Genomic DNA, 13,686 nt, shown 5'->3' with positions numbered 1-13,686 from the left:
TATCTGCTTTTAGCCGTTTGCGGCGGAGATCGTGATCGGTACTCCCTTGTAGGAGGGCGTGCCCGAAAGCGGATCGTGGTGACCAAGTGCAACGACCGCGTTCATTTCCGGATAATATCCCGCAGCCGAACCTCTCGGTATATTGTAGGCGACGGCGGTAAAGCCCTGCACCAGACGTTTGCCGGGGTCTTCTGCGCCAAGCCCGCGAATGTCTATGCGGTCGCCATCCTTGAGGCCGCGTTCGGTGAGGTCTTCCCTGTTCATGAAGATCACATCGCGGCGGCCAAACACGCCGCGATACCGGTCATCCATGCCGTATATCGTCGTATTATACTGGTCGTGGCTTCGAATCGTGGTGAGAACGAGGGCTTGGGGATTGGCGATCAGCGGATCCTCGTCGAGGCCCGCGGAGACGAGGAAGTTTGCCTTGCCATTCTCCGTGTTCCAGCGCCGGAAGGATGCCGCGACGTCGAGGCGGAAACCTCCGGGTACCCGAACCCGATGGTTGAAGTCGCGGAAGTCCGGAAAGACCTGTTCGATCTTGTCGCGAATACGGTCGTAATCGGCAATGAGCCACTCCCAGTCTATGCCATGGCGATTGCCGAGCGTGGCCTTGGCAATGCCGGCGACAATGGCCGGCTCCGCCTTCACCATTTCTCCCGGCGGTTTGAGAAAGCCGCGCGAGGCATGAACCATCGACATCGAATCTTCCACCGTCACGGCCTGCGGGCCGGACGCTTGCGTGTCGAGATCGGTGCGGCCGAGACACGGCAATATGAGGGATGCTTTGGCGGTCAGGAGGTGCGAGCGGTTGAGCTTCGTTGCGATGTGGACGGCAAGGTCCAGCTTGCGCATGCCTTCAAAGGTCACCGCCGGGTCGGACATGGCAACGGCGAGATTGCCGCCAAGACAGATAAGCACCCTGGATTTTCCGGCAGCGATCGCCTCGATGCACTCGATGGCATTGTGTCCCTTTTCCGCTGGGGGGCGAAAACCGAATGCACGCTCCATGCCGTCGAGCAAAGCCTTGTTCGGGATCTCAGTGATGCCGACCGTCCGGTCGCCCTGCACGTTCGAGTGGCCTCGAATTGGCGCGATGCCGGCTCCCTGTCGTCCCATATTGCCGCGAAGCATCAGCAGATTGGCGATCTGCTGCACGTTCTCCGTACCTTTGGTATGCTGGGTGATGCCCATGCCATAACAGATGATGACGTTCGATGCTTTGACGTAGATGCGGGCAACGCTTTCGAGCGCTTCCTTCGTCAGTCCGCTGACGAAGGTGATGTTTTCCCAGGATGTCTGGTCCACATCGGCGTAAAGCGCCTCAAAGCCTTCGGTGTGCTCCGCAATGAAGGCTCGGTCGAGAAGGCCGGGGCCGCCCTCGGCCCTGTTTGCCGTATCCAATGCAAAAACGGCCTTCATGATGCCCTTGAGGGCGGCAAGATCGCCGCCGGTGCGAAGCTGATGGTAGGCGGAAGCGATCTGCGTCGAGGATAGCGTCGCCATTTCCACGGGATCCTGCGGGGCGGCAAAGCGTTCCAGCGCGCGTTCCTTCAACGGGTTGAAAACCACGATAGGCACGCCGCGACGGGCCGCATTGTGCAGAGTCGTCATCATCCGCGGGTGGTTGGTGCCGGGATTGTGCCCAAAGCTGAAGATCGCATCGGCATGGTCGAAGTCCTCCAGCGTGACGGTTCCCTTGCCAACGCCGATGGACTTGGGAAGGCCGACGCTGGTTGCTTCGTGGCACATGTTGGAACAGTCGGGGAAGTTGTTGGTCCCGAAGGCACGCACGAAAAGCTGATAAAGAAACGCTGCCTCGTTGGAGGTCCGGCCCGAGGTGTAGAATTCGGCCTCGTCCGGGTGATCGAGCTTGTTCAGTTCCTGCGCGATCAGGCTGAAGGCGTCATCCCATTCTATCGGCTCGTAACGGTCGCTCTCGCTGTTGTAGCGCAAGGGAACCGTCAGGCGACCGGCATCCTCCAGCTTGTGATCGGTCCAGCCCCACAGCTCGGACACGCAGTGTTTTTCGAAGAACTCCGGCCCGGATCGCTTGGCGGTGGACTCCCAGGTAATTGCCTTGGCGCCGTTTTCGCAGAACTCGAAGGAAGATGTGTGCTTGGGATCGGGCCAGGCGCAGCCGGGACAGTCGAACCCTTCCGGCTGGTTCGCCTTGAGCAGTGTCATCGTTCCCTGCGCGATGATCTGCTGGTGGGCGAGGGTTTTGGCAACGGCCTTGAGCGCATCCCAGCCACCGGCGGGATGATCGTATTTTTCGATACCTTCCGGGCGTTTATCTTCCATTTCGGCACTCCTCTACGTTTCGCAGTTCGAGATGGGGAGGACGCACAACGGCATCCCTGATGCCAGAATACCCGTTTTTACCGCAGTAAACATTATACCCAGGCATAGGTTGCCAGCTTTCCTGACGAAAAAGGCCGTCTGCAGCGGCGGGTTTCGGGGAAGACCCGTAGCTCCGGGGCGCTGCGGGCTAATTGTTTCATAAATCGCAATTCAGTCGAGATTATTATTGCAATTCTTCTGGGCGCTCGGCCGGGCTAGATATGTTGCCAACAGAGACGCAACGGAAACATCGGACGCCCTTCAAGGCACCCGGTCAACCGGAGCGGCGAAGTTTCCCAACCGCCGGATACCGGCACAACGCACCTGAACGGAGAACTGAAAATGTCCAAGCTCGAAGTCCTCACCCCCGCTAACAGCCAGCTCATCTTCATCGACCAGCAGCCGCAGATGGCTTTCGGTGTGCAGTCGATCGACCGCCAGACCCTGAAGAACAATGTCGTCGGTCTCGCCAAGGCAGCAAAGATCTTCAACATCCCGACGACGATCACCACCGTCGAGACGGCATCTTTCTCCGGCAATACCTTCCCCGAATTGCTGGCGGTCTTTCCGGAAAATGATATTCTCGAGCGGACCTCGATGAATTCCTGGGACGATCAGAACGTCCGCGATGCGCTGGCGAAGAACGCCGCCAACGGCCGCAAGAAAATCGTCGTCTCCGGTCTCTGGACGGAAGTGTGCAACACGACCTTCGCGCTCTCGGCTCTCCACGATGTCGCAGACTACGAGATCTACATGGTGGCGGATGCTTCGGGCGGCACGTCGCTCGATGCACACAAATACGCGATGGACCGCATGGTTCAGGCCGGCATCATTCCGGTCACCTGGCAGCAGGTCCTGCTCGAATGGCAGCGTGATTGGGCGCGCAAGGAAACCTACGATGCCGTCACCTCGCTGGTGAAGGAACATTCCGGCGCCTACGGCATGGGCATCGATTACGCGGTCACCCACGTCCATGGCGGTGAAGAGCGCGTCAAGCACGGCAAGCGCATCGGCCCGAACCCGGCCGCCAAATAAGCTTTCAACCGCGCCGCGCCGGCGGGATATATCTCCAGTCGGTGCGGCTTTCACCCGCGAGGAAGGTCCCCATGAAGGTCTATCTTTTTTCTCTTGGCGCCGGTCTGCTGGTCGGTATCGTTTACAGCCTGCTCAATGTGCGCTCCCCGGCGCCGCCCGTCATAGCTCTGGTCGGTCTTCTCGGCATATTGGTGGGAGAACAGATCATTCCCCTCGCCAGAACGCTCCTCGACAGGGAGCCGGCCGCCGTTTCCTGGATCAACCACATCAAGCCGCACATGTTCGGCCACATGCCGAAGGGTGGTGAGGAAACTGTGGATCTCGCCAAGGTTAAACAGCAGAACGGGCAGGAGAGAAGCTGATGCCGACTCGTCGCACGTTTCTCGGCGCGGCATCAAGCCTTGCCTTTCCCCATCTGTTTTCATCGGCCAATGCCGCCGATCCCATCCAGACCGGAGCTTATTCCATGCATCCCGATACCATTCTTCACAATGGCCGCCTCACGACGCTTGATCGCGGCAATCCGAATGCAACGGCTGTCGCCATCAAGGATGGGCTGTTCGTAGAGGTAGGAACGGACGCCGAGGTCATGGCGCTTGCCGGTCCGGAGACCAGGATCGTCGACCTCAAAGGCAAGCGCGTGCTGCCGGGCCTGATCGACAATCATACCCACGTCATTCGCGGCGGCCTGAACTTCAACATGGAACTGCGCTGGGACGGCGTGCGCTCGCTGGCCGACGCCATGGACATGCTGAAGCGGCAGGTGGCGGTGACGCCGGCCCCGCAATGGGTGCGCGTCGTCGGCGGTTTCACCGAGCAGCAATTTGTCGAAAAGCGGTTGCCGACCATCGAGGAGATCAATGCGATAGCGCCCGATACGCCGGTCTTTCTGCTGCATCTTTACGACCGGGCGCTGCTGAACGGCGCAGCGTTGCGTGCCGTCGGTTATACGAGGGATACGCCGAACCCGCCCGGCGGCGAGATCACCCGTGATGCGAACGGCAACCCCACGGGCATGCTGCTTGCCAAGCCGAATGCCGGCATCCTCTATTCGACGCTCGCCAAGGGACCGAAGCTGCCTTTGGACTATCAGGTCAATTCCACCCGCCACTTCATGCGTGAGCTGAACCGGCTTGGCGTGACCGGCGTGATCGATGCCGGCGGCGGTTTCCAGAATTACCCTGACGATTACCAGGTGATCCAGAAGCTTTCCGACGAAGGCCAGATGACCGTGCGTCTCGCCTACAACCTCTTCACGCAGAAGCCCAAGCAGGAAAAAGAGGACTTCCTCAACTGGACCTCTTCGGTCAAATACAAGCAGGGCAACGACTATTTCCGCCACAATGGTGCCGGGGAAATGCTGGTGTTTTCCGCTGCCGATTTCGAGGATTTCCGCCAGCCGCGACCGGACATGCCGCCGGAGATGGAAGGCGAATTGGAAGACGTCGTTCGGGTTCTTGCGGAAAACCGCTGGCCCTGGCGCTTGCACGCCACCTATGACGAAACGATCTCCCGCTCCCTCGATGTCTTCGAGAAGGTCAACAAGGATATCCCGCTCGAAGGGCTGAACTGGTTCTTCGACCACGCCGAGACGATCTCCGAACGGTCGATCGACCGTATCGCGGCTCTCGGTGGCGGCATCGCGACCCAGCATCGCATGGCCTATCAGGGTGAATATTTTGTCGAGCGTTATGGTCATGGCGTTGCCGAGGCGACTCCACCGATCAAGCGCATGCTTGAGAAGGGCGTCAACGTTTCGGCCGGCACGGATGCGACGCGTGTCGCTTCCTACAATCCGTGGGTTTCGCTTTTCTGGATGGTGACCGGCAAGACGGTGGGCGGCATGCAGCTTTATCCACGCGCCAATTGCCTCGACCGCGAGACGGCGCTGCGCATGTGGACGGAGAAGGTCACCTGGTTCTCGAACGAGGAAGGCAAAAAGGGCCGTATTGAAAAGGGCCAGTTCGCTGATCTCGTGGTGCCGAACAAGGATTATTTCTCCTGCGCCGAGGATGAAATCTCCTTCCTCACCTCCGAACTCACCATGGTCGGCGGCAAGATCGTCTATGGCGCGGGTGACTTCAAGGCGCTCGATGAGAACGACTTGCCGCCCGCCATGCCCGACTGGTCGCCGGTGCGCAAGTTCGGCGGTTATGCCGCCTGGGGCGAGCCGGAAGGTGCAGGCCGCAACTCCCTGCGCCGCACGGCGATCGCCTCGTGTGGCTGCGCCAGCGATTGTGGTGTCCACGGCCACGATCACGCGGGTGCCTGGACATCCAAGCTGCCGATCGCCGATCTGAAGGGCTTCTTCGGAGCGCTGGGCTGCTCCTGCTGGGCGGTTTAAGCCCGGCAAGGTGAATGTAAAAAACCGTCGAACGGGCAGCGGAGTGCCGCTGCCCGTTTCTTGCGTACAGAAGGACCGGTGAACCGGTCCATATCCAATATTGCGAAAATCACAATTATATCGAAACTATTGATGCAATTGTTGGCGATAATTGTTTCGGTCAATATCGCTCCATCAAATGAACCCAGCGCCGCTCGAACCGACCGGCCAAGATCGCAGGAGCACAAAATGACCGATTCATCTTCAACACTTCGCCTTCGCGGGCTGCTTGCAGACGTCGTCGCCACGCCCGTTACAAAAACCGTGGCACTTCTGGCGCTCTGCTCGGCCTATATTCAGGGGCCGCTCACCAAGATCTTCGATTTTCCTGGCGCAATCGGCGAGATGAACCACTTCGGTCTCCATCCGGCAGCCGCATTTGCCGTCGTTGTCATCGTCTTCGAGCTGACAGCCTCCGCAATGGTGGTGTCCGGCTTCCTGCGCTGGGCGGGCGCTCTGGCACTTGCGGGCTTCACGCTTCTGGCCACCTTCATCGCTCTTCGGTTCTGGGAAATGGCGCCCGGCATGGACCGCATGATGGCCACGAACGCTTTCTTCGAGCATCTCGGCCTGGCTGGCGCCTTTGTCACCGTTGCCGCAATCGATCTCACGAAAGGAAAAGGCAAATGAGTGCCGCAAAATCCTCTGCGAACAGCTTTGCTCCCCTTGCGCAACCGGTCTTTGCCGTCCTCTGGGCAGCCACGGTTCTTGGTAATACCGGCAGTTTCATGCGCGATGTCGCCAGTTCCTGGTTGATGACCGATCTCTCCGCCTCACCGGCAGCGGTTGCCATGGTTCAGGCCGCCGGAACCCTGCCGATCTTCCTGCTGGCCATTCCGGCCGGTGTGCTGACCGATATTCTCGATCGCCGCAAGTTCCTGATCGCCGTGCAGCTGCTGCTGGCTTCGGTCAGTGTCAGCCTCATGATCCTTGCCCATACCGGAATGCTGTCCGTCAGTGCCCTGATCGGCCTGACCTTCCTTGGCGGCATCGGTGCTGCGCTGATGGGGCCGACCTGGCAGGCGATCGTGCCTGAGCTGGTGAAACGCGAGGATGTCAAAAGTGCCGTGGCGCTGAACTCGCTGGGCATCAACATTGCCCGTTCCATCGGCCCGGCCGCCGGCGGCATCCTGCTTGCAGCATTCGGCGCGGCCTTCACCTACGGTGCCGATGTCGCAAGTTACTTCGTCGTCATCGCCGCACTTCTCTGGTGGCCGCGGGCAAAGAACGCCAATGATGCGCTGGCCGAAGGTTTCTTCGGCGCATTCCGGGCGGGCCTTCGTTATACCCGTGCCAGCCGGCCACTGCATGTCGTCCTGTTGCGGGCTGCGATCTTTTTTGCCTTCGCCAGTGCCGTCTGGGCCCTGCTGCCGCTCGTTGCCCGCCAGCTTCTTGGTGGCGATGCAAGCTTCTACGGTATCCTGCTTGGCGCTGTTGGCGCCGGGGCAATCGGTGGCGCGCTGGTTATGCCGAAGCTGCGTGAGCGCTTCAATTCCGACGGGCTGCTGCTCGGCGCGGCCATCATTACCGCAATCGTTATGGCTGTGCTGTCGCTTGCCCCTCCGAAGTGGGCTGCCATCGTTGTTCTGCTCTTCCTCGGCGGTGCGTGGATCACGGCTCTGACGACGCTGAATGGTGCCGCTCAGGCGGTTCTGCCGAACTGGGTGCGCGGCCGTGGCCTTGCCGTCTATCTCACCGTCTTTAATGGCGCGATGACGGCCGGCAGCCTTGGCTGGGGTGCGGTTGGTGAAGCCACCGGCGTGCCGGGCGCGTTGCTGATCGGCGCTGCGGGATTGCTGGTTGCCGGTCTCGTCATGCACCGCCTGAAACTGCCTGCCGGCGATGCGGATATGGTGCCATCCAACCATTGGCCCGAACCGCTCGTTGCGGAGCCGGTGGCCCATGACCGCGGCCCGGTTCTGATCCTCATCGAATACCATGTCGAAAAGCATCACCGCACTGCTTTCCTGCATGCACTCGATGAACTTTCCCAGGAACGCCGGCGTGATGGCGCCTATGGCTGGGGCGTGACCGAGGACTCCCGCCGATCCGCAGAAGATCGTCGAATGGTTCATGGTGGAATCCTGGGCGGAACACCTGCGCCAGCACCACCGGGTCTCCAACGCCGACGCGGATCTGCAAGGCAAGGTGCTCGCTTATCACTCAGGTCTGGAAAAGCCGGTCGTGCGCCACTTCCTCACGATCAATCGGCCCGGCAAAGCCTGAATGCAAATGTAGGACGGGGAGGGGCGCAATGCCCCTCCCCTAATTTCAAAAATAGCAATGTTCGCTCTCGCGGCGGCGTTCAACCTACGGGACTGGGCACATTACTCTTTGAGGGCCGTAAACTCCCCGAACCCGACACCGTCGATGCACGCTGCACTTCCGCAAGATTTATCGGTCGCGCCCATGTATTTTTGTCGAAGTGCAGATGGCACTGCGGAGCAGGGATGCAAGAGATGGCCCAGTCCAGTTACGAAGCGCGGCTCGACCGTGTCACCGACTACATCCACCTCCATATCGAGGAGGATATCCATTTCGAGCAACTGGCGGAAATCGTCTGCCTGTCGCCTTATCACTGGCACCGGATTTATGTCGCGATGCGTGGTGAGACAATCACCGCGACAATCCGGCGCTTGCGGTTGTTGCGCGCGGCTGACCGGCTGGCGAATTCCGACATGTCTCTCGCCGTGATCGCGGCACGCGCCCGCTACGGTTCGGCCGATGCGTTCGGGCGCGCGTTCAAGGATGCTTATGGCATGACGCCAATGGCCTATCGTGAAAACGGTTCTCACGCGGCCTTCAAGACCGCGAACAGGGAGCGGGATGCAAACGGCTTTCCGATCTTCATCGAGACGCTGTCATCAACCCGGTGTGCTGCCATTGCCCATACCGGCCCCTACATCCAGATCGACCGCGCAATGGGCCACCTGTTCACCCAGCTTTCGACGCAGGGCATTACCCCACCGGAGCCGAGAATGGCCGCCGTCTTTTTCGACGATCCCGATCTTGTTCCGGTGGATCGATTGCGGTCGCAGGCCTGCATTCCGGTTGGTGAAGAAATTACGCTTACGCCACCTCTCATGGAAACGGTCCTTCGCGGTGGCCTCTATGCGCGCCTGCGCTACAAAGGTCCATATGCGGATATGAAGGATGCCTATCGCTGGCTCTTCGGCGTTTGGCTCCCCGGCTCGGGTTACGAGGAGGACGACGCGCCGGCCTTCGAAGCCTATCTCAACGACCCGCGCGACACGCCGCCCCATGACCTCCTCACCGATATCCATCTGCCGCTGAAGGTATTGTGATGCGCGACCACTATGCGAAGCCGCCGATGTCAAACGTGGTTTCCGCAGCCTTCGAGGCTTTTTCGGAGCCGACCCGTAGCCAACTCCTCCGTATTCGCTGCCTGATCTTCGAGGTGGCAGAAGAGACCCCCGGTGTCGGTCCTCTGATGGAAGCGCTCAAATGGGGCGAACCCGCCTATTTGACCGCCGCCACTCACAGCGGCAGCACGATCAGGCTCGGCGTCCTGAAATCACAGGCCGACACCGCTGCTATCCTGTTCAACTGCCAAACGTCTTTGGTGGAAACCTTTCGCACTCAATTTCCAGATGCCTTTGCCTATCACGGCAACAGAGCAATCCTGCTGCCGCCATCTGCACCCTTGCCGGAGCCAGCTCTTTCCATCTGTCTGGCGATGGCGCTCACCTACCATCACCGGACACTCCTCACGATCAATCGTCCAGGGAAAGCGTGAACTGGGAAAAGGGGCCGATGGCCCCTCTTCTTATTGCTTCGGACGCCTGTAAGTGGGGATCAGAGTGTCCCGTGCTTTTCCTGCAAAAGTCGGATGGCGAGATGCTGAAGCAGAATGATCGTCTTGGCGTCGCGAATATCGCCACGGCTGATCATCTGCATCGCCTCAGGCAGGGTGATTTCGAGCACGTCGATGTCCTCTCCCTCATCAGCCGAGCCGCCGCCCGCGCCCACTTTGTGTTTCTCGGCATATTCGCCGTAGAAAAAGGCGAGATATTCGGTCACCGATCCGGGGCTCATATAGATATCGAACAGATGTGTGAGTTCGGAAACCTCATAACCGGTTTCCTCCATCAGTTCCGCACGCATTCGTGTTGCCGGTTCGGCGCCTTCCAGCAGCCCAGCCGGTGTCTCAATCAATGATTCCAGCCCGCCATTCAAAAGAACCGGCAACCGGAACTGGCGGGTCAAAAGCACATGGCCGTTTTCCGGGTTGTACAACAGGCATGTTGCGCCGTTGCCGCGATCATAGGCCTCCCGGGTCTGCTTCTGCCAGCTTCCATCCCTTAGCTGGAGTTCATATTCATATTTGGTCAGCCGTCCCCAATCATCCGCCAACACGCGTTCGGAAATTGGGCGGTAAACACTGCTATCCATCAAGTCACCTCGTTTTCATCTGTCTTTCAAAGGCCGTGCAACCGGCCTTCGACATGCGTGCACGTTTCGCCACCGACCCATATCTGGCCGGCATCATCGCGGGTCAGGTAAATGCGGCCGCGACGGCCAAGGCGCGTTCCTTGAGCGGCGACATAGTCTTCAGTGACCACACCCGTGGCAAACAGCCATTGCGCGAGCGAGGCGTTGAGGCTTCCGGTAACGGGGTCTTCGGCAATAGTGCCCAGATGATCGCTGAAGAAGGCGCGAACCTCGAAGGAAACCTCGCTGCCTTCCGCGTGAGGGCCGACCACACCGATATCAATCCGGCCTGGCCAGCTGCGAGCCGGTTCAAGAGCAAGTACCTTTTCGGCCGATGCCAGCCTGATCCCCAGCCAACCGGGACCATTGTCAATCCAGGCGGCATCAACGATATCTTGGGCCTCGATCCCCAACAGCTGCCGCGCCTCTTCCAGTTCGGCCGGTGTCGGCGCACCGGAACGGATAAGCGGCGGCGCTGCAAAAGAAAGCCGCCCATGCGCGCGCCGGATCGTGACCAGTCCCGCGCCGCATTCCTGAACGATGCCCGTTTCGTTCTTGGGTGAGCCGTTGGCGGAGAGCCAGGCATGGCAAGTGCCAAGCGTGGGATGCCCGGCAAAAGGCAACTCCCTGTCGAGCGAGAATATCCTGACCCGGTAGTCAGCCTGCGGATGCGTCGACGGCAGCAGAAAGGTGGTTTCGGACAAATTGAACCACCGCGTCAGCTGCTGCATTTCATCCGTCGTCAGGTTGTCGGCGCCGGTGACGACGGCCAGCGGATTGCCGGAAAGCGGCCCGGAGCCGAATACGTCGATCATCTGGATAGCATAGGTCATGACATCGTCTTTCAGTTTGGATCAATTGGCAGCGCCGATGTTGGGCCATCAGCTTTGCCAGACAAGCAGTTTGAGCCCCGCAACCGCAAACACGGCAGAAAGTACAGATTCGATCCAGCGCCGCAATCTGGTGTAAAGCGCAATCATCGAGGCGGTCGAGAAAAGCAGGGCATAGCTGCCGAATACGATAATGCCGAGAATGGCGCAGCCGCCGATGATTGCCGGCAACATGCCGGCGGGCGCGTCTTCGCGAAACCCCAGCGACATGATCGCTATCCATGACAGGATGGCCTTCGGATTTCCGATATGCATCAAAAGGCCCTGCCGATAAAGCGCCCGATAAGGTGGCGTCGCACGCCTGGTATTCGTCCGTGCAAAGTCGGATGCTGGCTTCAGGGCCGACCTACCGGCGCGAAAAGCGAGATAAAGCAGGTAGACGCCGCCGATAATCTTGATGACGAAAAGTGCCTGAGCATAGGCGGTGAGCACGGCGGATAGGCCGGTCGCCGTGAGGATCGCCCAGAAAAGCGAGCCGGTAATGACACCGGCCGCCAGAGCAAGAGCCGGCAGACGGCCGTCACGCATCGCCGTTGCCATGATGGCCATGTTGCTTGGCCCCGGACTGGCGGTGGCAATGAGATAGGTGCCGTAGACAAGGGCGAGCTGGCTGGCGATCACGAGGGCTTTCTCCGGAAATCAAAACGCTTGTCCGCACTATTGCGGGAGATCGCCGCGGTGAACGATGTGGACCTTGTTCCCGTCGGGATCGCGCAGATAGGCGCCGAAATAACCGTCGCCATAGTTCGGACGCAGACCGGGGGCGCCCTCGTCCGTTCCGCCATGTGCCATCCCGCCGGCATGGGCCTCGTTCACCGCCTCCTTCGAGGGGGCCAGAAAGGCGACCATGCTGCCGTTGCCAACCGTGGCCGCTTCGCCGTTGAAGGGACGATAGACATAAAAGCGCGGCAAGGGAGATCGCGTGGCCACCCAGCAAAGCGCCGCAGGGCCGCCGTCGGGTGTAATTGCCCGGCGTTTCAGGCCGAGTGGGGCAAGCACGGCATCATAGAAATGCCCCGCCCGCTGAAGATCACGCGTTCCGACGGTTACGTGGCTGAACATTCGAACCTCAATGCGCCCGCCAGAATGGCCGTCGCCTGTTGCAAAGTGTGGATTTCATTCAGCACCGTCATAGCTTATGTTACACTTGTTGGTTATTGAAATAGTGTAACGTGACACTTTTAACGAGGTTACGACCGTGCTGCTGCAATCCCCCTGGGTGCCTCGCCTTGCAGATATCGAGGCGAATGCCACTGAACGGCTGGTGCTTGCACTTGCCGACGACATCATCGAGGGACGGTTGACGGGCGGTGCCCGCCTACCAGCCCATCGCGATCTCGCGTGGAAACTGGGCGTGGGCCTCGGTACGGTAACCAAAGCCTATGCCGTTCTTGAACGGCGCGGCCTGACGCGCAGCGTCAAGGGCCGGGGGACATTCGTGGCGTTGCAGGAGGCGCATGGTGACCGGCAGATCGACCTCTCGTCCAACGCGCCGCCGGCCACGCTCAATCCCCGCATTCTGGCAAAGACGCTGACCGGGATCGCCCGCAAGATCGATGCGGATCATTTCAACCTCTATGCTCCTCCCGCCGGGCATGTGGAACATCGCCGTGTTCTGGCCCGCTGGCTCGAAACGCTGGGCTTGTCCGTTGATCCCTCAGATCTGGTGCTGACGAGTGGTGCCCGTCAGGCACTGGCGCTGGCCTTCGATCTTGCCTGTGGCCCGGACGGCCTGCTGCTGACCGAGCGGATCACCTATCCCGGTGCGCTCGCACTTCTTAGGCGCAAAGGATGCCGGATGCAGGGTGTGGAGATCGATACCGAGGGGATGGTGCCGGAGGCGCTGGCGGAAGCACTTGCCGGCATGGAACCACACGGCCGCAGGGCGGTCTATCTAACGCCGACATTGCACAATCCGACAACCGCCACCATGGGTGCGGCACGGCGGCAGGCCATTGCGGATATTTGCCGCCGGGCAGGTGTCTGGATCATCGAGGACGGCGTTTATGCGGCATCCGATCGGGGTGGCTTGCTCCCGTTGGCGTCGCTCGCTCCCGATATCTCGTTTCATGTGAACGGGCTTTCCAAGTCGCTCGGTCCCGGTTTGCAGATCGGTGTGCTGGCATTGCCGGAAGGGCAGAAGGATGCAGCGGCACGCCTTTTGCAGGATGTGCCGATGGCTCCCTCGGCACTCTCCTGCGCGGTGGTCGAGGACTGGCTGACAACCGGCGTCATCTCGTCGATCCAGCGCGATCTGCGCCATGAGGCGCGGCGACGCTCCGGTCTTGCCGTTTCCCTTCTCGGTGCGAGCGAACTTGTCTCGCATCCCGATGCATACAATGTCTGGCTGCCGATGGAACGCGATGCCGCCAATCATTTCTTATCCGTCGCAGCCGCAAGCGGCATTAGGCTGACCGCTCCAGAGTCCATGATGGTGGATAGGCAAGATCAGGCGAGTGGTATTCGGCTTTGCCTCGGCAGTCCGTCCTTCGATGACTTGACCGGGGCGCTGACGCTTCTGGCGGGGCTGCTGAGGCGGCGGCCCAACGAGCTAAATCACCACAACAATAATTAGACAAAAGA

12 protein-coding genes and 1 pseudogene are annotated in these 13,686 nt (G+C 60.2%); 8 read left to right on the top strand and 5 right to left on the bottom strand.

The features are described 5' to 3' along the window. Window positions 1-9: 9 nt before the first annotated feature. Entirely contained in the window at window positions 10-2,304 is a 2,295-nt protein-coding gene (locus RBH10_RS03820) for an FdhF/YdeP family oxidoreductase (RefSeq protein WP_281038956.1), read from the bottom strand. Window positions 2,305-2,685: 381 nt separating this feature from the next. Here RBH10_RS03820 and RBH10_RS03815 point away from each other — a divergent pair, with 381 nt between their 5' ends. From RBH10_RS03815 to RBH10_RS03785, 7 genes and pseudogenes are all read left to right on the top strand, one after another. Next, on the top strand, window positions 2,686-3,378 hold the full coding sequence (locus RBH10_RS03815) for a hydrolase (RefSeq protein WP_045015589.1): 693 nt from the start codon (window positions 2,686-2,688) through the stop codon (window positions 3,376-3,378). A 71-nt stretch (window positions 3,379-3,449) separates the two neighbouring features. Next, window positions 3,450-3,740 carry a XapX domain-containing protein gene (locus tag RBH10_RS03810; RefSeq protein ID WP_045015590.1) on the top strand — a complete coding sequence of 97 codons (291 nt, stop codon included), beginning with the start codon at window positions 3,450-3,452 and terminating at the stop codon, window positions 3,738-3,740. After that, the gene (locus tag RBH10_RS03805) at window positions 3,740-5,722 is read left to right on the top strand and encodes an amidohydrolase (RefSeq protein WP_281038957.1); all 1,983 of its coding nucleotides are present in this window, start codon (window positions 3,740-3,742) and stop codon (window positions 5,720-5,722) included. The genes RBH10_RS03810 and RBH10_RS03805 overlap by 1 nt, the downstream gene beginning before the upstream one ends. A 228-nt stretch (window positions 5,723-5,950) precedes the next feature. Further along, window positions 5,951-6,391: a DoxX family protein gene (locus RBH10_RS03800; protein WP_281038958.1), complete on the top strand. Its 441-nt coding sequence runs from the start codon at window positions 5,951-5,953 to the stop codon at window positions 6,389-6,391. Beyond that, window positions 6,388-7,987: pseudogene (locus tag RBH10_RS03795) on the top strand (MFS transporter). Before RBH10_RS03800 ends, RBH10_RS03795 begins: the two are co-directional and overlap by 4 nt. 224 nt (window positions 7,988-8,211) lie before the next feature. Then, window positions 8,212-9,066: a GyrI-like domain-containing protein gene (locus RBH10_RS03790; protein ID WP_306180423.1), complete on the top strand. Its 855-nt coding sequence runs from the start codon at window positions 8,212-8,214 to the stop codon at window positions 9,064-9,066. Next, window positions 9,066-9,518 (top strand): DUF1801 domain-containing protein, encoded by a 453-nt coding sequence (locus RBH10_RS03785; protein WP_281038960.1) that lies wholly within the window; start codon window positions 9,066-9,068, stop codon window positions 9,516-9,518. The genes RBH10_RS03790 and RBH10_RS03785 overlap by 1 nt, the downstream gene beginning before the upstream one ends. 59 nt (window positions 9,519-9,577) lie before the next feature. Here RBH10_RS03785 and RBH10_RS03780 read toward each other — a convergent pair whose 3' ends face one another. From RBH10_RS03780 to RBH10_RS03765, 4 genes are read right to left on the bottom strand one after another with little or no spacing between them, the layout of a single operon-like run. Further along, window positions 9,578-10,174, bottom strand: a complete 597-nt coding sequence (locus RBH10_RS03780; protein ID WP_281038961.1) for an NUDIX domain-containing protein — start codon at window positions 10,172-10,174, stop codon at window positions 9,578-9,580. A 26-nt stretch (window positions 10,175-10,200) separates the two neighbouring features. After that, window positions 10,201-11,046 carry a PhzF family phenazine biosynthesis protein gene (locus tag RBH10_RS03775; RefSeq protein WP_281038962.1) on the bottom strand — a complete coding sequence of 282 codons (846 nt, stop codon included), beginning with the start codon at window positions 11,044-11,046 and terminating at the stop codon, window positions 10,201-10,203. A gap of 48 nt (window positions 11,047-11,094) precedes the next feature. Next, entirely contained in the window at window positions 11,095-11,724 is a 630-nt protein-coding gene (locus RBH10_RS03770; RefSeq protein ID WP_281038963.1) for a LysE family translocator, read from the bottom strand. 36 nt (window positions 11,725-11,760) lie between these two features. Beyond that, window positions 11,761-12,165 (bottom strand): VOC family protein, encoded by a 405-nt coding sequence (locus RBH10_RS03765; protein ID WP_045015598.1) that lies wholly within the window; start codon window positions 12,163-12,165, stop codon window positions 11,761-11,763. Window positions 12,166-12,301: 136 nt separating this feature from the next. Between RBH10_RS03765 and RBH10_RS03760 the strand changes: the two genes are divergently transcribed. Continuing rightward, window positions 12,302-13,678: a PLP-dependent aminotransferase family protein gene (locus RBH10_RS03760; RefSeq protein ID WP_281038964.1), complete on the top strand. Its 1,377-nt coding sequence runs from the start codon at window positions 12,302-12,304 to the stop codon at window positions 13,676-13,678. Window positions 13,679-13,686 lie beyond the last annotated feature (8 nt).

Source organism: Rhizobium sp. AN73 (assembly GCF_030757975.1).
In the GTDB taxonomy this organism is placed as follows: Bacteria; Pseudomonadota; Alphaproteobacteria; order Rhizobiales; family Rhizobiaceae; genus Agrobacterium; species Agrobacterium arsenijevicii.
This window is presented reverse-complemented; position numbering and strand designations above follow the sequence as displayed.